General features: G+C 51.6%; 20 protein-coding genes. 1 reads left to right on the top strand and 19 read right to left on the bottom strand.

Annotated features, from left to right (window positions below; genetic code table 11):
* From flgB to BLT35_RS13425, 10 genes are all read right to left on the bottom strand, one after another.
* On the bottom strand, positions 1 to 399 hold the full coding sequence (flgB, locus tag BLT35_RS13470) for a flagellar basal body rod protein FlgB (protein WP_074728427.1): 399 nt from the start codon (positions 397 to 399) through the stop codon (positions 1 to 3).
* Positions 400 to 638: 239 nt separating this feature from the next.
* A complete protein-coding gene (codY, locus tag BLT35_RS13465) occupies positions 639 to 1,412 on the bottom strand; it encodes a GTP-sensing pleiotropic transcriptional regulator CodY (protein ID WP_062407947.1) in 774 nt (257 codons plus the stop codon).
* Positions 1,413 to 1,435: 23 nt separating this feature from the next.
* Positions 1,436 to 2,833, bottom strand: a complete 1,398-nt coding sequence (hslU, locus tag BLT35_RS13460; RefSeq protein ID WP_054818878.1) for an ATP-dependent protease ATPase subunit HslU — start codon at positions 2,831 to 2,833, stop codon at positions 1,436 to 1,438.
* Between the two features lie 20 nt (positions 2,834 to 2,853).
* Positions 2,854 to 3,399 carry an ATP-dependent protease subunit HslV gene (hslV, locus tag BLT35_RS13455; RefSeq protein WP_062407945.1) on the bottom strand — a complete coding sequence of 182 codons (546 nt, stop codon included), beginning with the start codon at positions 3,397 to 3,399 and terminating at the stop codon, positions 2,854 to 2,856.
* A 124-nt stretch (positions 3,400 to 3,523) separates the two neighbouring features.
* Entirely contained in the window at positions 3,524 to 4,852 is a 1,329-nt protein-coding gene (gene trmFO / locus BLT35_RS13450; protein ID WP_062407942.1) for an FADH(2)-oxidizing methylenetetrahydrofolate--tRNA-(uracil(54)-C(5))-methyltransferase TrmFO, read from the bottom strand.
* Positions 4,853 to 4,903: 51 nt separating this feature from the next.
* Complete coding sequence (gene topA, locus BLT35_RS13445; RefSeq protein WP_074728425.1) at positions 4,904 to 7,003, bottom strand: type I DNA topoisomerase; 2,100 nt, start codon at positions 7,001 to 7,003, stop codon at positions 4,904 to 4,906.
* 41 nt (positions 7,004 to 7,044) lie between these two features.
* Positions 7,045 to 8,148 (bottom strand): DNA-processing protein DprA, encoded by a 1,104-nt coding sequence (gene dprA, locus BLT35_RS13440; RefSeq protein ID WP_062407938.1) that lies wholly within the window; start codon positions 8,146 to 8,148, stop codon positions 7,045 to 7,047.
* Positions 8,149 to 8,254: 106 nt separating this feature from the next.
* Positions 8,255 to 9,187 carry a succinate--CoA ligase subunit alpha gene (gene sucD, locus BLT35_RS13435; RefSeq protein WP_062407936.1) on the bottom strand — a complete coding sequence of 311 codons (933 nt, stop codon included), beginning with the start codon at positions 9,185 to 9,187 and terminating at the stop codon, positions 8,255 to 8,257.
* Between the two features lie 58 nt (positions 9,188 to 9,245).
* A complete protein-coding gene (gene sucC, locus BLT35_RS13430; RefSeq protein WP_062407934.1) occupies positions 9,246 to 10,406 on the bottom strand; it encodes an ADP-forming succinate--CoA ligase subunit beta in 1,161 nt (386 codons plus the stop codon).
* A gap of 366 nt (positions 10,407 to 10,772) precedes the next feature.
* Positions 10,773 to 11,030: a hypothetical protein gene (locus BLT35_RS13425; protein ID WP_054820182.1), complete on the bottom strand. Its 258-nt coding sequence runs from the start codon at positions 11,028 to 11,030 to the stop codon at positions 10,773 to 10,775.
* Between the two features lie 174 nt (positions 11,031 to 11,204).
* Here BLT35_RS13425 and BLT35_RS13420 point away from each other — a divergent pair, with 174 nt between their 5' ends.
* Positions 11,205 to 12,785 (top strand): YifB family Mg chelatase-like AAA ATPase, encoded by a 1,581-nt coding sequence (locus BLT35_RS13420; protein ID WP_074728487.1) that lies wholly within the window; start codon positions 11,205 to 11,207, stop codon positions 12,783 to 12,785.
* Here BLT35_RS13420 and BLT35_RS13415 read toward each other — a convergent pair.
* From BLT35_RS13415 to rplS, 9 genes are all read right to left on the bottom strand, one after another.
* Positions 12,782 to 13,156 carry a YraN family protein gene (locus BLT35_RS13415; RefSeq protein WP_235594267.1) on the bottom strand — a complete coding sequence of 125 codons (375 nt, stop codon included), beginning with the start codon at positions 13,154 to 13,156 and terminating at the stop codon, positions 12,782 to 12,784. The genes BLT35_RS13420 and BLT35_RS13415 overlap by 4 nt on opposite strands.
* Complete coding sequence (locus tag BLT35_RS13410) at positions 13,153 to 13,449, bottom strand: EscU/YscU/HrcU family type III secretion system export apparatus switch protein (protein WP_054820183.1); 297 nt, start codon at positions 13,447 to 13,449, stop codon at positions 13,153 to 13,155. Before BLT35_RS13410 ends, BLT35_RS13415 begins: the two co-directional genes overlap by 4 nt.
* Positions 13,446 to 15,752 (bottom strand): TP0910 N-terminal domain-containing protein, encoded by a 2,307-nt coding sequence (locus BLT35_RS13405; protein ID WP_074728423.1) that lies wholly within the window; start codon positions 15,750 to 15,752, stop codon positions 13,446 to 13,448. The genes BLT35_RS13410 and BLT35_RS13405 overlap by 4 nt, the downstream gene beginning before the upstream one ends.
* Before the next feature lie 109 nt (positions 15,753 to 15,861).
* Positions 15,862 to 16,557, bottom strand: a complete 696-nt coding sequence (rnhB, locus tag BLT35_RS13400) for a ribonuclease HII (RefSeq protein ID WP_074728485.1) — start codon at positions 16,555 to 16,557, stop codon at positions 15,862 to 15,864.
* Between the two features lie 117 nt (positions 16,558 to 16,674).
* On the bottom strand, positions 16,675 to 17,775 hold the full coding sequence (locus BLT35_RS13395) for a DUF3626 domain-containing protein (protein ID WP_235594265.1): 1,101 nt from the start codon (positions 17,773 to 17,775) through the stop codon (positions 16,675 to 16,677).
* Between the two features lie 337 nt (positions 17,776 to 18,112).
* The gene (locus BLT35_RS13390) at positions 18,113 to 18,472 is read right to left on the bottom strand and encodes a hypothetical protein (RefSeq protein ID WP_062407924.1); all 360 of its coding nucleotides are present in this window, start codon (positions 18,470 to 18,472) and stop codon (positions 18,113 to 18,115) included.
* A 152-nt stretch (positions 18,473 to 18,624) separates the two neighbouring features.
* Positions 18,625 to 19,509 carry a ribosome biogenesis GTPase YlqF gene (gene ylqF / locus BLT35_RS13385; RefSeq protein WP_074728421.1) on the bottom strand — a complete coding sequence of 295 codons (885 nt, stop codon included), beginning with the start codon at positions 19,507 to 19,509 and terminating at the stop codon, positions 18,625 to 18,627.
* 43 nt (positions 19,510 to 19,552) lie between these two features.
* Positions 19,553 to 20,131: a signal peptidase I gene (gene lepB, locus BLT35_RS13380; protein WP_062407920.1), complete on the bottom strand. Its 579-nt coding sequence runs from the start codon at positions 20,129 to 20,131 to the stop codon at positions 19,553 to 19,555.
* A 71-nt stretch (positions 20,132 to 20,202) separates the two neighbouring features.
* Entirely contained in the window at positions 20,203 to 20,544 is a 342-nt protein-coding gene (gene rplS, locus BLT35_RS13375; protein ID WP_054818963.1) for a 50S ribosomal protein L19, read from the bottom strand.
* Between the last annotated feature and the right edge of the window lie 256 nt (positions 20,545 to 20,800).

Genomic DNA, 20,800 nt, shown 5'->3' with positions numbered 1-20,800 from the left:
TTACATCCTCCCTATAGCCGTCCTGACCTTATTAATCTCGCTGCTCACCTGCTGCACCATCGTATTGTACCGAAGCTGATTTTTGGCCATAAGCGCCATTTCATAATCAATATCCACATTGTTCAAATTGTTATTGATCATCGATTGGTTATCACGAACAATCTGCGGCCGAGGATCTGAAGAACGACCTATGTAAAAATGCCTAGGATCCGTTCGATAGCCCTGCAATTCGCCGCCATTCAACTCCTGCTGTAGAAACTCCTCAAACCGGACTTCCGATCGTTTAAAATAGGGCGTGTCAACATTTGCGACATTATCCGCTATCACTTTCTGTCGAAGTGTAGCTGCATTGAGAGATTGTTCCAGCAGTCGGAACGAGGGTTTACTCAAGATATTCATGGACAATTTCCCACTTTCCCGCAATGATCTGATTTTCTAATTATTCAACAAGGCTAGAACAAATCCTCCTTTGTTCGACATTTTCTTCAAAAAAATATAGCAGTGCTGGGATAATTTGCACTTGTGTAGGACTATATTTATATTGAAGAATTTTGGAAATGATTACAATGAGAAAAAAGCCCTATATTTTCATATAGGGCCACCATTTCTTAAATATTTACAAAAAAGACATAAATGTGTCAGGATTCTGCACTTTGAATCGTGCTTAGCAGTTGATCGTTCAACACCCGGATGTAGGTACCCTTCATGCCGAGCGAACGAGTTTCAATCACTCCCGCGCTTTCCAGTTTGCGGAGCGCGTTCACAATGACCGAACGGGTAATTCCGACACGATCTGCAATTTTACTGGCAACGAGAAGACCTTCCATCCCCTCCAGCTGCTCAAAAATGTGCTCAACCGCCTCCATCTCGCTAAACGACAAAGAGCCGACCGCCACTTGAACTACCGCCTTTGAACGCGCCTCGATCTCAATTTGTTCCGCTTTTTCCCTCAAAATTTCCATGGCAACCACAGTGGACCCGTACTCCGCCAAAATGAGGTCGTCGTCGATAAACTCGCCGTCTCTCTTGGTTAGAATAAGCGTCCCCAGTCGATCTCCTCCGCCAATGATCGGAACAATCGTAATATAGAATGACGCGTCCGCGGAATGGTCGCCAAATACGTCGAAAGGACTGCCGGCGGCCAGATTGGAAGAGGTTTCGTCCACTTTCAAAAGCAGTTGGTTGTACTCCGGCGGAAACCTGTTTTCCTGCAGGACAGAGCTGTTTACCAGGATATCCTGGGCTGAAGATAAGTACGCGCTGCCAAGCACCTTACCCTTCCGGCTAACCACATAAATATCGGCATTCAGCAGGTCACTGAGCACCGCGGCCATATCCATGAAGCTTACCGGATTCCCAGCCTCCTTCTGCAGCAGCTTGTTTAGCCTTCTGGTCTTCATTAACAATGTCATGATCTTGCCTCCAACTTGAGCGATTACAAAATATATTGGCTGAGGTCTCTGTTTTGTACGATACCAGACAGTTTTTCCCTCACATACTCGGGAGAGATGACGATTCTCTCAAGCGTTATTTCTGGCGCTTCAAAGGACAAATCCTCCAACAGCTTCTCCAAAATCGTATGCAGCCGGCGAGCCCCGATATTATCCGTGCTTTGATTCACGTCTGCAGCGATTCGGGCGATCTCATGAATGGCCTCATCGGAAAACTCCACTTGAATCCCTTCGGTTTCAAGCAGAGCTGTGTATTGTTTTGTCAGCGCATTCTGAGGCTCCTTCAGAATCAACACAAAATCTTGCTGCGTCAAGCTGTTAAGCTCAACCCTAATCGGAAAGCGCCCCTGCAGCTCGGGAATCAAATCCGAAGGTTTGGCAATGTGAAACGCGCCTGCCGCTACAAACAAAATATAATCCGTTTTGACAGAACCGTATTTTGTCATCACCGTGGAACCTTCCACGATCGGAAGAATGTCGCGCTGCACCCCTTCCCGGGATACATCGGGTCCGCTCCCTCTGCTGGAACTGCAAATCTTGTCAATTTCGTCAATAAATATGATGCCGGCCTGCTCTGCGCGTTTTACCGCTTCCTGTATGACTTCATCCATATCGAGCAGCTTATGCGCTTCTTCCTGCAGCAGCACCTTGCGCGCTTCTTTCACAGGCAGCTTCCGCTTCTTGGTTCGTTTGGGCATCAGGCTTCCGAACAGCTCTTGCATATTCATGCCGGCCTGTTCATTACCCTGCCCCGCCAGCATGTCAAACATGGAGGGGGTATTGTCCTCCACTTCAATTTCAATCACCTGATTTTCAAGCTCGCCTCTAAGCAGCTGCTCCTTGACCTGCTGTCTGCGTGAAAGAACGGAAGCGTCGGTTTCCTGCTCCTGTTCCGGCTGCGCGGCATTCTGCTGACCGAAGATCATCTCCAGCGGATTCCGTTGACTGCGCTGCTTGGAAGGACTGGGCACCAAAATGGAAGCCAGCCGGTCGACGACCATTTGCTCGGCACGATCCTTGAGCTTATCCGCTTTTTCCGCTTTTACCATTCGAATCGATGTTTCCACCAAATCCCGGACCATCGATTCCACATCCCGGCCCACGTATCCTACTTCGGTGAATTTCGTCGCTTCCACTTTAATAAAAGGCGCCCCAACGAGCTTAGCCAGCCTGCGGGCAATTTCCGTCTTCCCTACACCGGTAGGTCCAATCATGAGGATGTTTTTCGGCACAATTTCATCACGAATCGACTCGTCGAGCAGACTTCTGCGATACCGGTTGCGAAGAGCGACGGCAACTGATTTTTTCGCCTGCTTTTGCCCGACGATATACTTATCCAGTTCGGCTACGATTTCTTTGGGGGTCAAAGCGTTCGATTTCAAGTGTCATAACCTCCTTGGAATCATTCGATCTCTTCTACAATGATGTTATGGTTCGTAAATACGCAAATTTCTGCGGCCATCGTTAGTGACGCATGAGCAATCTCCTTAGCGCTCATCTGCGGCGCATAGCGGTGAAGTGCCCTCCCCGCTGCAAGAGCAAAGCTGCCGCCGGATCCGATTGCCAGAATACCATCGTCGGGCTCAATGATTTCTCCATTGCCGGAAATGAGCAGCAAGCCGGTGCGGTCCATCACGACCATCATGGCTTCCAAACGGCGGAGCACCCGATCCGAGCGCCAATCCTTGGCCAGTTCCACGGCGGAACGCTGAAGATTCCCATGATGCTCCTCCAGCTTCGCCTCAAACTTTTCAAACAGTGTGATCGCATCGGCGACAGAACCTGCAAAGCCGGCGATGACTCCTCCGCGATAAAGCCTTCGAACCTTTTTGGCATGATTCTTCATCACCATACTATTACCGAACGTCACTTGACCGTCACCGGCAATGGCTCCCTTGCCCTGATGTCTGATAGCAAAGATCGTCGTAGCGTGAAACGTTTGCTCCATAATCGCCAATTCTCCTCCAATCATGACGAAAACTAAGCTGTTTCAAGCTTAGTTTGATGGTAATTCCGGTGTATACACTTAGACAGAGCAATATAGACGGGTATATCGTACCATAGTACATGTTTTATTTACAAGTCGAATTGTATATGTTTTGTGAAAAATTCTGAATTTTCTCAATTGCTCTTAAGGCGATTTTCTCATTTTTGAGCTTCTTGTTTTTGATTTTCTCCTCTAGCGGAGGAAATAAGCCGAAATTGGCATTCATCGGTTGAAAATGCTTAAAGTCGGCGGTCGTAATGTACTGTGCCATACTTCCCAGAGCCGTATCCGGCGGTGGCACAAGGCACTCCAGCCCTTTTGCGTACCTGGCCGCATTCAACCCTGCGATCAGACCGGACGCCGCGGATTCTACATACCCTTCCACGCCCGTCATTTGACCGGCAAAAAATAAATTATCCCGCCTTTTGAATTGGTATGTCGGATGAAGCAGGCTTGGAGAATTAATAAACGTATTTCTATGCATGACTCCATACCGCACAAATTCCGCATTTTCCAAACCCGGGATGAGCGAGAACACCCGCTTTTGCTCGCCCCATTTCAAATGGGTTTGGAAGCCTACCAGGTTGTAAAGCGTCCCGGCCGCGTTATCCTGCCTCAGCTGGACGACGGCAAAGGGCAGCTCACCCGTGTGCGGATTCACCAGTCCAACGGGCTTCATCGGTCCGAACAGCACGGTTTGCCGCCCCCGCTTTGCCATCACCTCGATCGGCATGCAGCCTTCGAAATAAATTTCCTTTTCAAATTCCTTGACCGGTGCACTCTCTGCCGTGATCAGAGCTTCGTAGAAACGGTTAAATTCTTCTTCGGTCATCGGACAGTTTAAGTAGGCCGCCTCGCCCTTATCGTAACGGGAAGCAAGATACACCTTGCTCATATCGATGGAATCTTTTTCCACAATCGGCGCGGCCGCATCGTAAAAATACAGATACTCTTCTCCCGTAAGCTCCTGCAAATGCTTCGACAAAGCAGGCGACGTCAGCGGACCGGTCGCGACGACCACGATGCCTTCCGGCAGCGATTCCAGCTCTTCGTTACGGACTTCGATCAGCGGATGGTTGCGCAGTATTGCGGTCACTTCTCCGGAAAAGCCTTCCCGGTCAACCGCTAACGCTCCTCCCGCAGGCACAGCATGCTTGTCGGCAGCACGCAGAATCAGGGAGTTCAATATCCGCATTTCTTCCTTTAATACCCCGACGGCATTCGTCAGGCCGTTCGCGCGCAGCGAATTGCTGCAAACCAGTTCAGCGAATTGATCGGAGATGTGAGCCGGTGTTTTTTTTACCGGACGCATTTCGTATAACACGACCGGAACGCCGTGGCTTGCAATTTGCCATGCGGCCTCGCTGCCTGCAAGCCCGGCGCCGATCACGGTCACTTTCGGTACTTCAGTCACTGCTGTGTTCCTCCTCGTGGCTTTCTGCACAAAGCCGATATAAGAGCAGGATTAATCGCGATCCTGCTCTTCCTTCGCTTCTTCTCTATAGTCACAGGCGACGCATTGAATAAAGGTGCCTGATTTGTTACGCTTCTCCACCAGCATGCTTCCGCACTTTGGACAAGGGCGGTCCACCGGCTTATCCCAGGAAACAAATTCACAATCGGGATAACGGTCGCAGCCATAAAATATCCGGCCTTTTTTGCTCCTGCGTTCAATAATCTGACCTTTATGACAACCGGGACAAGTCACGCCGGTATTTTTAACGATCGGCTTGGTGTTGCGGCAATCAGGAAAACCGGAGCAAGCCAGAAATTTGCCAAAGCGTCCCATTTTGTAAACAAAATGATTACCGCATTTCTCGCAAATATCATCAGAAACCTCGTCCTGGATTTCCACCTTCTCCATCTCTTCCTCCGCTACTTCCAACCGCTTCTCAAACGACTCGTAAAATTCGCTGAGCACCTGAACCCAATCTTCCTTGCCTTCCTCGATATGATCGAGATCCTCCTCCATTTGAGCCGTAAATTCCACGTCCAAAATTTCAGGGAAAAATTCAATCATTTGCTGAATCACGAGCTCACCGAGCTCCGTAGGCACGAATTTTTTGTCCTCGATGGCAACGTAGCCGCGCTTTTGAATCGTCTCCAGTGTCGGCGCATACGTACTGGGTCTGCCGATGCCCATTTCCTCCAGTGCCTTGACCAAACGCGCCTCGGTATAACGGGGAGGAGGCTGTGTAAAATGCTGCTTCGGGTCGATCTGCTTTTTAATCACATGATCTCCTTGTTTAAGCGGCGGCAGCAATTTTTCTTCGTCCCCGCTATCCGCTGCGGCATCGTCACTTCCTTCGACATATACCTTCATAAAGCCTGGAAATTTGATTTTAGAGCCAACGGCGCGGAATACGACCGGACCTGCAGTCAGATCGACCGTCATCGTGTCCATCACGGCGGAAGCCATTTGGCTCGCCACAAACCGTTCCCATATCAGCTTATACAGCCGGAGTTGATCACGGCTTAGATAATCCTTAATCTGATCCGGTTCACGCAGGACGGAGCTTGGTCGGATCGCTTCATGGGCATCCTGCGCGTTGGCATTCTTTTTCAAGTAACTGCGCGGCGTTTCAGGATAGTAGGCTTCCCCATATTTTTGCAGGATGTATTCCCTGGCTTCTTCCTGCGCCACTGGTGAAATCCGGGTAGAATCCGTACGCATATAGGTGATCAAACCGACCGTTCCTTCGCTGCCCAAATCGATTCCTTCATATAATTGCTGAGCTACGGACATCGTCTTCGCGGCGCGGAAGTTCAATTTCCGGGCGGCTTCCTGCTGTAGCGAACTGGTAATGAACGGAGGGGAAGGATTGCGCTGGCGCTCCTTCTCCCTGACCTCGCTTACAACAAACTCGGATTTGTTTAATGCGGCGAGGATTTCGTTGACTTCGGCCTCGGTCTTCAATTCCTTTTTCTCGCCGCTGCTGAAAAATTTCGCCTCAAACTCCGCTTTTCCGGCAGCGAGCTTGGCGGTTATCGACCAATATTCCTCCGGAACGAACGCTTTAATCTCATTTTCACGGTCGTAGATCAGCTTCACGGCAACCGACTGTACCCGACCGGCGGACAGTCCTTTCTTTACCTTTTTCCATAAGAGCGGACTGATTTTGTAGCCGACAAGCCGATCCAGAATGCGCCGCGCCTGCTGGGCGTTAACCAAATCCTTATTGATTTTGCGCGGCGTCTTGAAAGCATCCTTTACCGCTTGTTTCGTGATCTCGTTAAAAACGACACGGCAATCCTCCTGGTCGGACAGTTCCAAATAATGCGCCAAATGCCAGGCGATGGCTTCCCCTTCACGGTCAGGGTCCGCTGCCAGATATACTTTTTTGACTTTTTTTCTGGCATCCTTCAACTCTTTGAGAACAGATCCCTTGCCCCGGATCGTAATATACTTCGGCTCAAAGTTTTTTTTGACTTCAACCCCGATCTGACTTTTAGGCAGATCGCGAATATGACCCATGGAGGCCTTAACAATATATTTACTTCCTAAATATTTGCTGATCGTTTTGGCTTTTGCGGGTGACTCCACAATGACTAACGAATCGGCCATAGGTGTCCTTCCCCCTTCGACAAATGAAATATGTATGATCATCAAGGTACTGTGTAGACTGAACCTGGAAGCTCGACGATTCGCTGCATCATTAGTAAATTTATCAGAACTGAATGCAAATGTCCAAATTTATATTGACTTTGCGCCAATAATTCTTCAATATTCATCGGTTTTAAGCTGAGCAAATCGTAAATCCGCTGCTCATCCGCAGGCAAAACCGATCCCGTATCCACCATAGGTTTAATGTTTGTTTTTTGGTCAAAGGATATCCGGACTCTGTACTCCTCCAATATATCTTCAGGACCGGTAACCAGCTTGGCTCCAAGCTTCAGCCAATGGAGGGTCCCCTGACTTTTGGGAGAAGTAATCGGCCCTGGAACAGCGAACACGTCGCGAGAGGCTTCCAACGCCAAGTCCGCTGTGATCAGCGAACCGCTGTTCAGCGCCGCTTCGACGACGACCACGCCAAGACTTAATCCTGCGATGATCCGATTGCGCTGCGGAAACAGTCCCGGGCGGGGCTTGGTACCAAGCGGATATTCCGACAGAAGCAGGCCGTCCTCTGATATTCTTCGATAAAGCAGCTTGTTTTCAGGCGGATACACCTGTTCCATGCCGCATCCTAGCACCCCGATCGTGCCGCCCGCCTCCCTCAGGGCTCCTTCATGGGCCGCACTGTCTATTCCACGGGCTAATCCGCTGACCACACACAAACCCGCCGACGAGAGCGATGCGGATAGCCGCTGTGCCGTGACTTTACCATAGGCTGTAGGATTACGCGTTCCGACCATGGCAATACACGGTCGATGAGCCAATTCAAGACGGCCGCGGTAATACAGGATCCATGGCGGTGCAGCCGTCTCCCTCAGCAGCCCGGGATAATCTGCATCCCACAGACAAGTCCATCCAATCTGCCGGTCTTCGTAAAGCTTGAGCTTCCTGTCCATTTGTCCGGATTCAAGCTCCCGCATCCCTTTTATCACCTGTTCGGAGCGGACCGGAGTAAGACCCAGCTCCAGCCAATCCACATATTTCAGCATCATGATATCACTCAGTTCAGGAAACTGCCGCACAAGGCCAGCGACGGTTTTCCAGCCTATACCCTGCATTTGATGCAGCGCAAACAGCACGAGGCGGTTGTTCATATAGTATATACACTCCTTCGCTCAGATGCAAAAAAGCCTCTCAAATCCGCTGAATACACGGATATGAAAGGCTTCTTGCCTATCTCAATACGACTTTATGAATGGCTTACTTTTTAGTGATGCATTTCTCAAGCAGGCCTTTTTCTTCCAAAACGCTGACCAGGGTGGAACCCATCTCGGAAGGGGTCGGAGCTACTTTAATGCCGCAGCGTTCCAGCGTTGCGACTTTCTCTGCTGCCGTGCCTTTACCGCCGGAGATGATCGCGCCGGCATGGCCCATACGTTTTCCAGGAGGCGCCGTTTGTCCGCCGATGAAGCCGACCACCGGTTTTTTCATGTTGGCTGCAATCCACTCGGCCGCTTCTTCTTCTGCGGAGCCGCCGATTTCACCGATCATGATCACCGCATAGGTGTCCGGATCTTCATTGAACAGCTTGAGGATATCGATAAACTCCGAGCCCTTCACGGGGTCTCCGCCGATACCAACGGCCGACGATTGACCGATGCCGCGTGTAGACAGTTGATGAACGGCTTCGTAAGTCAGCGTTCCGCTTCGGGAAACGACGCCGACATGACCAGGAGTGTGGATATAGCCGGGCATAATACCGATTTTGCATTCGCCCGGAGTAATGACGCCAGGGCAGTTTGGCCCGATCAAACGGGACTTCTTGCCTTCCATATAACGCTTTACCTTAACCATGTCGAGAACAGGAATGCCTTCTGTAATGCAGATGACCAGGTCCAGCTCAGCATCAACGGCTTCCATGATCGCATCTGCCGCGAAAGCCGGCGGAACGTAAATAACGGACGCGGTTGCACCTGTTGCCGCTTTTGCCTCAGCTACCGTGTTGAATACAGGAATCGAGACGGTTGTACCGTTTTCCAGCGCGATGTCGACGTTTGTGCCGCCTTTGCCTGGAGTGACGCCGCCTACCATTTGTGTGCCGTAATCAAGTCCGCCCTTTGTATGGAACATCCCTACGGAACCGGTAATCCCTTGTGTAATGACTTTTGTATTTTTATCGACCAAAATACTCATGATCTATGTTCACATCCCTTAATATTATTGAAGAAAAAAGTCAAATGGAAACCCGCAATTATTTCACGAGAGCAACGATCTTCTGGGCGCCGTCCGCCATCGAGTCGGCAGCTACGATGTTCAGTCCGGATTCATTCAAAATCTTTTTGCCGAGGTCTACGTTCGTACCTTCCAGACGCACAACAAGCGGCTTGTCAAGACTTACTTGCTTGGCGGCTTCGACGACACCGTTGGCAATGACGTCGCATTTCATGATTCCGCCGAAAATGTTAACGAAGATTCCTTTTACACTTGGGTCGGAAAGAATGATTTTGAAGGCTTCCGTTACTTTCTCCGTCGTTGCACCGCCCCCTACATCGAGGAAGTTGGCCGGTTCTCCACCGTAATATTTGATGATATCCATGGTAGCCATAGCCAGACCTGCGCCGTTGACCATGCAGCCGATGTTGCCGTCAAGCGCGATGTAGCTCAAATCGTACTTGGAGGCTTCGATTTCCTTCTCGTCTTCTTCTTCCAAATCGCGAAGCTCCACAATATCTTTGTGGCGGTACAGCGCGTTGGAATCAAAGTTCAGCTTCGCGTCGAGCGCCATTACATTACCGTCGCCCGTAACAACGAGCGGATTGATCTCGGCAATGGAGCAATCCTTATCTACAAATGCGTTATAGAGCGCGATCATAAACTTCACGGCTTTATTAACAAGCTCGTTCGGAATATTGATGGCATAAGCCAGCTTGCGCGCTTGAAACGCTTGCAAACCGATAGCCGGGTCGATTACTTCCTTGAAAATTTTCTCAGGAGTGCGGGCAGCTACTTCTTCAATCTCGGTGCCGCCTTCTTCGGAAGCCATCATGACGACACGGCCTGTACCGCGGTCAACCACAACGCCGACATAATATTCTTTCTTAATGTCGCAGCCCTGCTCGATCAACAAACGCTTAACTTCTTTACCTTCAGGTCCTGTTTGATGCGTAACGAGAACTTTACCTAAAATTTCACTAGCATATGTACGGACTTCATCGAGGTTTTTGGCTACCTTAACCCCGCCTGCCTTACCGCGGCCGCCGGCATGAATTTGCGCCTTCACCACTACTACGGACGTACCCAACGATTTTGCCGCTTCAACGGCCTCGTCCACCGTAAAAGCAACTTTCCCTTCCGGTACGGCAACCCCGTACTGCTTCAGCACTTCTTTGCCTTGATACTCATGGATATTCATTTAGCAAAATCCTCCTATCATGAATGACTTCCTATATGGTATTAGCCTTTGCCTTTTCCGGTAAAAGCCAACCGCTACAAACATCCGTCTGCCAAACCCTAGCATGTCCGGATTGACAAACCTTTATTATTGTATCACTTTTTTCGACCAGTTTCCTTATTATTTTTGTTAATGACGCGATTTATCTTTTTTATAAGACACGATAGTATCAGTTATTTCCGACGTTCGCCTTATGACATGATTCAACAAAATACTCACATCTTTAGCGGCCAAGGTCAAGGATCTGTTATGAACGCTTTGCCTATTTAAAACAAAAGCGCATTACCTCCCGTAACGGGAAGCATGCGCCGCGTTCAATTGAATTTGTTAATAGTTCGGGTTTATCTGTGTAGCCGTTCTGGGCTCACGCTCCGCTTGTTTGATGAAACGCATCTCATTTCCTGTAAAACTGCATACCTGGCATTGAATCGTCGGTTCGCTTTCCTCCAACTGCTCCGGGTCGCTTACTTCCTGTACGGAACCGGTGATCGCATCCTTCAAAAATCGTTGAGAGTAGCTTGAAATCACGCTGAATTTTACACGGTTGGAACGGCAATTTGGACAAAAATAAGGTTTTTGTTCCATTTTTCATCACCTCTGGTATCATTATGGCCAAGGGATCCGCTGTGTAACCCCGAATCAAGGAAAGATTATGCCGGGTTGCCTAATAACGGCAAATGAACTACAATAATCCTATAGACATGAGCGGATAAGGAAGCACCTTTGGCCATGAAAATGATGGGAAAGGTGTTTTTATTTATGTATGGAAAAGTAATCAGCGCATGCTTGCACGGCATTGATGGCAAATTGGTGGATGTCGAGGTTGATTTGAGCAACGGTTTGCCCCAAATGACTATCGTCGGGCTGCCCGACAGCGCAATTAAAGAGTCGATGGAACGGGTGCGCGCCGCCATTAAAAACTGCGGATTCACCTTTCCGCTGCAGCGTATCACGGTCAATTTGGCGCCTGCGGATATACGCAAAGAAGGGTCCGCGTTCGATTTGGCGATAGCCGCAGGAATTCTTTCCACCAGCGGACAACTCCGGCAGGAGCGCATTATGAAGACGCTGCTGATCGGCGAACTTGCCCTGGATGGTTCGGTCAGGGCGATTCCCGGCGTATTGTCCATGATCGCGTCGGCCAAAGAGCACGGCATCACTCGTGTCGTTTTGCCGGAGGACAATTCGGAAGAAGCCCGGTGGTTTGAAGGCTGTGAGATCGTAGGAATCCGGCATTTAAGCGAGCTCGTCGCCGATCCAAGGGACAACGGGAACAGCCATCCGGTGCATACGGCGAATGCAATTCAATCCATTGATCGTTCATCTCAAGCATTGCATTCAAAGCCTTTAACCGCTCAAGAGGATTATGCCGATGTATACGGGCAGCAGCATGTCAAACGGGCTTTGATGATATGCGCCGCCGGAATGCACAATGTGCTCCTGATCGGTCCGCCGGGCACAGGCAAAACCATGTTGGCCAAGCGCCTCCCTTCGATCATGCCGGAGATGAATGAACAGGAATCGCTCGATGTGACCCGAATTTACAGCGCTTCCGGAAAATTTGCGGACCGGAGACAGCTAGTCCGCGAACGGCCTTTTCGCATGCCCCATCATACGATTTCCGCCGCCGGATTAATCGGAGGCGGAGGCATTCCCAAGCCGGGGGAAGTGAGCTTGGCGCATCGCGGCGTACTTTTTCTTGATGAGCTTCCCGAGTTTTCCAGAGCTGCATTGGAAGTGCTGCGCCAGCCGTTGGAAGACCGGTGGGTTACCATCGGTCGTGCCCGGGCCGTATACAAGTTCCCTGCGCATGTTTTACTTGCGGCTTCTATGAATCCGTGTCCATGCGGTTTTTGGGGAGCCGGAACCGAGCAGCAAGGCTGTATTTGCAGTCCTGTGAAGGTAGCACATTACCGCTCCAAAATCTCCGGTCCGCTGCTCGATCGTATCGACCTTCATGTCGAGGTTCCTCGTATCGAGTATAAGCATCTCGCTCCCGAACAAAAACAGATGACATCGACCGAAATGCGCACTATTGTAGAACACGCGCATCAAATTCAGCTTCGCAGATACCATGGCTCCGGAGTCCTGTTTAATAGCGAGCTAAGCGGAAAAATGCTGCGGGAGCATGTCCGGATCGACCAGGCGACGACAAAGCTGCTGGAGCGTTCTTTTGAGGTATTGGGGTTAAGCGTACGGGCACATGACCGGATTTTAAAAATTGCCCGTACGATCGCCGACTTGGAAGGGAAGGACGACGTTTTACCCGAGCATGCCGCCGAGGCGCTGCAATACCGGGCTTTGGACAAAAAAATAAATCCGCTCACGCTCTTGGGTTAAAAAGCGTTGCGGATTTGTTCGATATGCAGTACAACTCCCGTCGGGTCCGTCTGCACGGCCAGAACATCATAGCGGACCTGCCGGACCTGCTGCCGCTGCTGATGCATGTAAACCTGCGACGTCTCAATAATTTGCCTTTGCTTCCGGGCATTCACCGATTCCAGGGGGGTTCCGAATGCGCCTCTTCCACTGCGGGTGCGCACTTCGACAAATACCAAGATCTCGCCGTCCATGGCTATGATATCGATCTCCCCGGTTCTGCACCGCCAATTGCGTGCAAGCAGCCGAAACCCCTGCTCCTTCAGCCGCTGTTCTGCCGCCGCTTCACCGACGGCTCCAAGCTCTTTGCGTTTCAGCCGCGATTGCGTCAACCGCCTTCCCCCCTCCATTGTTTGGCTTTCTGGTCAGAACGGTAAATGAAGGTCAGCACCTCAGCTACAAGCTTGTAAAGCTCCGGCGGAATTTCCTGATCCAAATCCAGTTTAGACAATACCTCAACAAGAGATGGATCCTCTTGGATCGGTACACCGTTCTCCCTGGCCTTTTCCATGATGGACTCGGCAAGTCTGCCCTTCCCCTTAGCAATAAGCTTGGGAGCCGCCGAGATATCGGGTGCATATTTTAAGGCTACCGCCTTCTTGATTCCCTGTGTCTTCTGGGTCATACGCGGATATCCACACCTTTATAACGTCGTTGTGCATAGATGGACTCCAGGCTGCCTTCCCTTAACACCGACGCCGGGCCCGATGATTCGGAGAATTCGATATTTTCCGTCGCCTTGGAGGGATAAGGACTGCATTTCATGGAAATAAACTGATAACCGATCGAATGCAGACCCTGGGCTATGTCGTCTTTATGAGCATCCAAAAGCTCCCGAGTAAACGGCAAATCATTATGGACATGTAAACTGACGATGCGGTTAACGACCTGGACATCGACCAGGGTATCCCCCAAAGCCTTCATCCGTAAGTCAAAAACAAGCCGGCAGTTGCTCTCGTCCAGGCTGCCGTTTCTCCCTTTCCGGGACTGAATGTGAATGGCCGCTGTCTGCTCTCCGTTGGCATGAATCAACGGGACAAACAACGTCACATGCGAAAACATGGCGCCCCGATCTTGACTCAGCAGCAGCTGCTGCCCCGTAATTTGCTGAACCGCCTGCCGAGCAGCATCCTTTAAGTCTTGGGGCGCATCCATCGCTTGCGAAAGCTGCATCAGCACGCTTTTCAACGAATCGGCCGCTTCGGCCGCCTCCCCCGGCGAGCCCGCGGACAATGAGCCTGCATGCAATCTCTGCTCCTGCAAATTCTGCTCAAGATGCTTTATCGCCTGATGCTCATGATTCATCCCGAGCGCCTTCATCAGTCTCCCCAGCAGCGGCCCGTCTTCCTGTTGCTCCGACAATGTCTGTGCCTGCGCCATCGCGGCTGGAGGTTGTTCTGCCGCCGCCTGCTGCGCCCCTGCGCCCGCTGCGCCGCTGCTGCTTGCGCCCTGCACTGCCGCCGCCTGCTGCGCCTCTGCGCCCGCTGCGCCGCTGCTGCTTGCGCCCTGCGCTGCCGCCGCCTGCTGCGCTCCTGCGCCCGTTGCGCCGCTTCCGCTTGCGCCCTGCGCTGCCGCCGCCTGCTGCGCTCCTGCGCCCGCTGCGCCGCTGCCGCTTGCGCCCTGCGCTGCCGCCGCCTGCTGCGCCCCTGCGCCCGCTGCGCCGCTGCCGCTTGCGCCCTGCGCTGCTGCCGCCTGCTGCGCTCCTGCGCCCGCTGCGCCGCTGCCGCTTGCGCCCGCTGCGCCGCTGCCGCTTGCGCCCTGCGCTGCCGCCGCCTGCTGCGCCCCTGCGCCCGCTGCGCCGCTGCTGCTTGCGCCCTGCGCTGCCACCGCCTGCTGCGCCCCTGCGCCCGCTGCGCCGCTGCTGCTTGCGCCCTGCGCTGCCACCGCCTGCTGCGCCCCTGCGCCCGCTGCGCCGCTGCCGCTTGCGCCCTGCGCTGCCGCCGCCTGCTGCGCCCCTGCGCCCGCTGCGCCGCTGCTGCTTGCGCCCTGCGCTGCCGCCGCCTGCTGCGCCCCTGCGCCCGCTGCGCCGCTGCTGCTTGCGCCCTGCGCTGCCGCCGCCTGCTGCGCCCCTGCGCCCGCTGCGCCGCTGCTGCTTGCGCCCTGCGCTGCCGCCGCCTGCTGCGCCCCTGCGCCCGCTGCGCCGCTGCCGCTTGCGCCCTGCACTGCCGCCGCCTGCTGCGCCTCTGCGCCCGCTGCGCCGCTGCTGCTTGCGCCCTGCACCGCTTCGCCTCCGTCAGCGGCCCGGCCGAGCAGCTGTCCGGCCGTCTCGCGCAGCTGCTGAACTAATTGGCGCACGCCTTCCAGCAGCGCACGGGTCTGTGGAGAATACTCCGTCCGGCCATCCAGCTCTTGCTGAGCCAGCAGGCTTATGTTTTCCAACGCTTTATGGAAAGGGGGGCCCTGCACGGCCTGGCGTAAGGAAGCCACTGACTCCGGCGTCAGCGGCAGCCCCTTTTGAAAAGCGATCACAGCCGCCGGTACCCAGTCTTCCGGCGGTGTCTGCGCCGGCATGCCCGACCGCAGCTGCACGAATGCATAGACATGATCCCTGGTCAGCTGTACCCCCGCTTGGTGCAGCATTTGGACCAACTGCCGGTTCGCCGGGGTATCTTGAAGTCCTATTCCTTTTAATACATCCCCTAACGACACATCTGCAATCTGTACCGTGGACGATTGCAGGGGCTTTAGCATCACTTGTCCGCCCGAGGATTCAGGCTGAACTTGAAGCATGGTGACCTCACCCTGCTTTAAAGGCGCCTCCAGCTGCGCCCGGACCTGTACACCGTTAATTTGAACCAAAGCCTCCTTATCGGACAGGAGCTGTACCACCTTCCCCTTGACGACTTGTCCTGCCTTGAGCTCAAGCGACTTGGGCTCGGACAATTGCGTCTCTCCGATCAAGCCGCGGATCATACCGCTAATATTCATCGATGCCGCCCCTTTCAAACGCAAAGCCGGCTTGGGTTCGTCCGCACGCTCCCCGCCGGCTTCTTTTTCCGGTTATTGTTTATATCGGAAAAACACTCCCGTCCTTTCACTAAAACAACAGCTGCTGCTCATAAACGATCTTTTTAAGAAACGTCTTTCGATGCATCGGTGAAGGTCCGTACTCCTGAATGGCCTCCCGGTGCTTTTTGGTTGCATAACCTTTATGTATAGCGATCCCGTACTCCGGATATTCCACATCCCATTGGAAGCACATCCGATCCCGCGTCACTTTTGCGATAATCGAAGCCGCTGCGATCGATTGACTCCGTGCGTCTCCGTGAATGATCGCAAGCTGCTCTATGGGCACATCGACTTTTTCCGCATCCACCAACAGCATATCGGGAGTCAAATTCAGCTTTTCCACAGCTTCTTTCATGGCCAGCCGTGCCGCCTGCTTAATATTAATTCTTTCGATCGTGGCTACATCGACAATACCGACGCCAACGGCGAGAGCCTTCTCCATGATGATCTCATACAGTGCCTCCCGTTTTTTTTCGCTGACTTGCTTGGAATCGTTCACGTCCTCAAGCACAAGCCCTTGGGGCAAAATAACCGCGGCAGCCACCACATCACCGAATAAACAGCCGCGCCCGACTTCATCCACCCCTGCAATATAAAGCTTCCCTTGCTCCCATAATTCACGTTCGTATTCCAGCATCCGTTTCACCTGCAATTGTTGTACATTCTGCCATGATGTAACATTATACCTCACCCGGTGAATCTTGCCTATCCCCAAACCAGGCATGTCCAATGGCCCTGAAAAAGGGGATGTCAGGGTGGTATCCCAACGTCGCCTCCACACAAGCTGGCAGATATAAGGAATAAAATCCCGGGATTTCCGCCATCTCAAAGAATAAGTCCTTCATTCACGCGCAAACGGTTTACCAAATCGAACTAAAATATGCCACATGTATTTTAATTCCTGAAGCACCTCTTCATAGTTCCCTCTGTCACTCCATTGTGCCGGATTACGTTTCAAATCGTTGACGACCGCCCCGATCACACTGGCGTCGATATGATCATTCCGTGCTATCCGCCTGGCCAGGGAAGGCATGGCCGGCCCCCTAAAATCCATGGGTATTTCTTCCGCGTGCATGACAAATCCCATATGCCAATAAAGTTCGATGGAATACATCAAGCCTATTTGCTCTAAAATTTCTCCTATGTATGTGCCTTTGAACGAAGGATCGGCAACAAGCGCTTCTACGTCATCTTTTAAAACAATATCACCATGAACCTGGGCCTCGATATAGTGGTTAAGGTTTCGTTTGGGCTCACAATTTGAAGGATCCTTTAATGGGCATTCAAGATGATACAAGAGATGATCGATCCATTTCCGCGGTGTCAGATCGTTCTCGCCAATCGCATCATTCCGAAAAAAAGCATCTTTCAACATCGCTGCCAAAATGTCGTCAAATTCATCATAGGTTCCCTTTTCCTTCGGATCCTGATGAGAATCCAAATAAGTGTACGTGCAGCGACAGGAGACCTTGGGTGAGAGAAGGAAGTAGCATGACCCGAACCGTGGAGCCGGTCCATCCGGATGCAGCATTACATTTAAGGCCCCGTACTTCGGGCGCTGACTCTTGGTCATGCCAGCAGACTGATAAGCGCCGCCAAACATCTTTTTCTCCCAAAGATCCCGTGCGCCGCCTGGATAGGCCGATACGCTGCCATTGGAAATTTGAGTTTCGAACTGACTCTTATAGATTCCCTGCTCAAGCAATGCCTGAGCTACACTTTTCATGTCCGCCATTGGCCGGTCGGGATGAAAATGCAGCGCAACCCTCGCGTTCGCCAGCAGTTTGGCGGCGGCCTCCTCAAATGTATTCCAAGGGATATTTGACATCTGAAGAACTTCCTTAATTGACTTTTGAGCATCGCATTTTCGGGCTCTGGCGTACTGTGTGATGTGCTCAATTGCCAAGCGCTGTGAACTTGATAACGCTCTCTTACCTGACATTTGCATCACCTTCCTTGAAATAACCCGACATCGGGCTTATCCCAACTCGAATATATTGACCTCGCCACCTGTTTCTTTGAACTCAAATATTAGACTATGTAAAAAGGGCCGCTCAAAGCGTAACCCCTTTTCAGGACGGTGGGGAACGATTAGATTGATTCCCGGCATCACTGCCGGAATGGCGGAACAATTAATAAACGGTTTCCGGGGGGGCAGTATTTTTTTCTGGGCAGGACTCCTGCCAGGACATAACGAGAGTGAAGAAAAAAGGATTTGTCCGGCAAATCGCATTTTGTGGAGGATGCACATGGGAGAAAAAATCTACATGCGCACAGCATCAATCTCTGATCCTTTTGCGCAGTGCCGAGGCAACCTCTGAGGGATGATCGATTTGGAAGATGACATAGGTATATTTTTCGTGTCCCTCCAATTCGAGTATGACAAGAGGCTCCCTTTTTTCATAAGAAAGAAAATACCATTCGTTGGCGTATTTAAAGCTCCCCTCATAAATATGAAGCGGCGCGATCGAAGTTCCGGGCATCCGGAGCATCCACATAGGGGCATCAAAGTAATCCACAACAACCCTTTTGATCTTTGGATAGGGGATAACGACTTGCCGTTTTAATGCAAAGATACAGGTGAGCCCCGTAAGCTTTAGAACAAACTCTGCATCACCAAACCGGACCTCTCTTCCCACCTTCTTACACCTCTCTTCCAAACTCATATTTTTCTGCAGCCATCATACCATAAAAGTACGCATTTTCATGAACAGCCGGCCTTTTCGCATGAGAAGCAATGATCATGATGAAAAAGAAGCGGATAACCCCGGACGGCGGTTCCGCTTCTTCCTTATTCCGCATTTGCCGTCATTTCATCCGGCGTTTCCATACTGATTCTTCCCAGCTTACCGGCACGAAGCTCGCGCAATAGGGTAAGCGACGCTTTCTCCAGGTCTACCCTTCCGCCGCTCATTAATGCACCGCGTTTGCGGCCGATCGCTTCCATCAATTCGACGATCGCATCCGAATCTTCGGGATTCTCCGGCAGTTCGTCCAAACCAAACCGGTCCTTCAAGGCTTCCCCATAGTGCCCGGCCAAATAACGCACGGCAAAAAACGCTATCTCTTCCGGATGCAAAATTTCCTCTCTAATCGCTCCGGTGGCTGCTAACCGTAAGCCGACCGTCTGATCTTCAAACTTGGGCCACAAAATGCCCGGCGTATCCAGCAGTTCCATCTCCGTTCCCACTTTAATCCACTGCTGGCCTTTCGTTATCCCCGGCTTGTCACCGGTAGCCGCTATTTTACGGCCTGCCATACGGTTGATCAATGTCGATTTTCCGACGTTGGGAATGCCTACGATTAAAGCGCGAATCGCACGCGGGTTGATTCCTTTACGCTGCTGCGCTTCAATTTTGCTTGCCAAAAGCTCTTTGCTTCGCTGCATGATCTCTTTCACCGGGTTGCCCTGAACAGAATCGATCGGAAGCGCCCGAAGTCCCCGCTCCGCAAAATAATCGATCCACCGCTTCGTCACATCCGGATCGGCCAGATCGCTTTTATTCAGCAGCACCAAACGGGGCTTTTGCAGCAAAATCTCATCGATCATCGGGTTGCGGCTGGACAAAGGAATACGCGCATCCAGCAGCTCGATCGCCAGATCGATCAGCTTCAGCTTATCCTGAATTTGCCGCCGCGCCCGCGTCATGTGACCCGGAAACCATTGGATTGTCATTGGCAGGTCACCTCAACTTTACACCTTTCATCTATGTTACGCTCTAGAAATGAACCAGACTTATTTTATCGAACGGCCAGAAAATCAAATCGGCGCGTCCGACAATCTGTTCGTATTTAACAAAGCCTACAGTACTGTCCCGGCTATCCGAGCTGTTGGACCGGTTGTCCCCCATGACGAATATACTTCCTTCCGGTACGGTTTGCTCCGGATAATTTCTTGTGTTATAGGGTATCCCTTGTTTCGCCGCTTCATCCAAAGCCTGCTTCAGGTACGGCTCATCCAGCAATTGTCCGTTAACATACACCTGATCGCCTTCCACCCGAACTTTCTCGCCCGGCAATGCAATGACGCGCTTTATGTAATCCTTGTCTTTGGTTGCATGGAACACAAGGACTTCCCCGCGTTCCGGGTTACCGAACCTGTATGTTAACTTATTGACGATGAGGCGCTCCCCAGTATGAAAGTTCGGTTCCATCGAAGGCCCTTCCACAATGAACGGGGCGAAAATGAGCCAGCGTATAAAAAACACGAGAGCGGCTGCAATCAGCAGCGCTTTGATCCATTCCCAAACCTCGTTTTTGATCGGATTCGCTTTTTCTACTGTCTGATCCTGCTCCATATGCTCTCCTGTCCTTTCGCCAATGTGAGAGAAAACGAAAAGGAGCTTGGTTCGCAAGCCCCTCCTGTTTCTTATCGAATTTCCTGAATTCTAGCTGCTTTACCGCGCAGACCGCGAAGATAGTAGAGCTTCGCGCGACGGACTTTACCACGGCGAGCCACTTCAATCTTATCGATCTTTGGAGTGTTAATCGGGAACGTTCTTTCAACGCCGACACCGTAAGAAATTTTTCTTACTGTGAAGGTTTCGCTGACACCGCCTCCGCGGCGCTTAATAACCACGCCTTCGAACAGCTGAATCCGTTCGCGCGAACCCTCGATAACCTTAACGTACACTTTCAGCGTGTCGCCAGGACGAAAATTCGGAATGTCGGTGCGAAGCTGTTCCTTCGTAATCTCTTGGATCAAATTCATAGATGACTCCCTCCTTCCACACAGGTGTTCTTGCCGCCTCTTCAGATGTATGATTCTTTCGTTGTCACGAGCAGAGGACCACCGTATTCAAGCAAAAATGCCACAACGATATGTATCATAGCATAAATAACATAGAAACTCAAGAATAGGATTTCCCGCAATGTTGTTCGTCTGTGATAATGTCATCCTGTAACTGTTCTGAGATAATGTCACTATGGGACAGGAGACATTAACATTGACCAGAGCAGAACTGAAA

It is taken from the genome of Paenibacillus naphthalenovorans (genome assembly GCF_900099895.1).
Classification (GTDB): Bacteria; Bacillota; Bacilli; order Paenibacillales; family NBRC-103111; genus Paenibacillus_G; species Paenibacillus_G naphthalenovorans.
This window is presented reverse-complemented; position numbering and strand designations above follow the sequence as displayed.

Coding starts and splice junctions, on each gene's coding strand:
- rnhB (WP_074728485.1), bottom strand. CDS start 16,557: ATGCCTGGTTTGGGGATAGGCAAGATTCACCGGGTGAGGTATAATGTT.
- flgB (WP_074728427.1), bottom strand. CDS start 399: ATGAATATCTTGAGTAAACCCTCGTTCCGACTGCTGGAACAATCTCTC.
- BLT35_RS13420 (WP_074728487.1), top strand. CDS start 11,205: ATGTATGGAAAAGTAATCAGCGCATGCTTGCACGGCATTGATGGCAAA.
- BLT35_RS13410 (WP_054820183.1), bottom strand. CDS start 13,449: ATGACCCAGAAGACACAGGGAATCAAGAAGGCGGTAGCCTTAAAATAT.
- sucD (WP_062407936.1), bottom strand. CDS start 9,187: ATGAGTATTTTGGTCGATAAAAATACAAAAGTCATTACACAAGGGATT.
- lepB (WP_062407920.1), bottom strand. CDS start 20,131: ATGGAGCAGGATCAGACAGTAGAAAAAGCGAATCCGATCAAAAACGAG.
- BLT35_RS13395 (WP_235594265.1), bottom strand. CDS start 17,775: ATGTCAGGTAAGAGAGCGTTATCAAGTTCACAGCGCTTGGCAATTGAG.
- rplS (WP_054818963.1), bottom strand. CDS start 20,544: ATGAATTTGATCCAAGAGATTACGAAGGAACAGCTTCGCACCGACATT.
- BLT35_RS13425 (WP_054820182.1), bottom strand. CDS start 11,030: ATGGAACAAAAACCTTATTTTTGTCCAAATTGCCGTTCCAACCGTGTA.
- sucC (WP_062407934.1), bottom strand. CDS start 10,406: ATGAATATCCATGAGTATCAAGGCAAAGAAGTGCTGAAGCAGTACGGG.
- hslV (WP_062407945.1), bottom strand. CDS start 3,399: ATGGAGCAAACGTTTCACGCTACGACGATCTTTGCTATCAGACATCAG.
- topA (WP_074728425.1), bottom strand. CDS start 7,003: ATGGCCGATTCGTTAGTCATTGTGGAGTCACCCGCAAAAGCCAAAACG.
- codY (WP_062407947.1), bottom strand. CDS start 1,412: ATGACATTGTTAATGAAGACCAGAAGGCTAAACAAGCTGCTGCAGAAG.
- dprA (WP_062407938.1), bottom strand. CDS start 8,148: ATGAACAACCGCCTCGTGCTGTTTGCGCTGCATCAAATGCAGGGTATA.
- ylqF (WP_074728421.1), bottom strand. CDS start 19,509: ATGACAATCCAATGGTTTCCGGGTCACATGACGCGGGCGCGGCGGCAA.
- BLT35_RS13405 (WP_074728423.1), bottom strand. CDS start 15,752: ATGAATATTAGCGGTATGATCCGCGGCTTGATCGGAGAGACGCAATTG.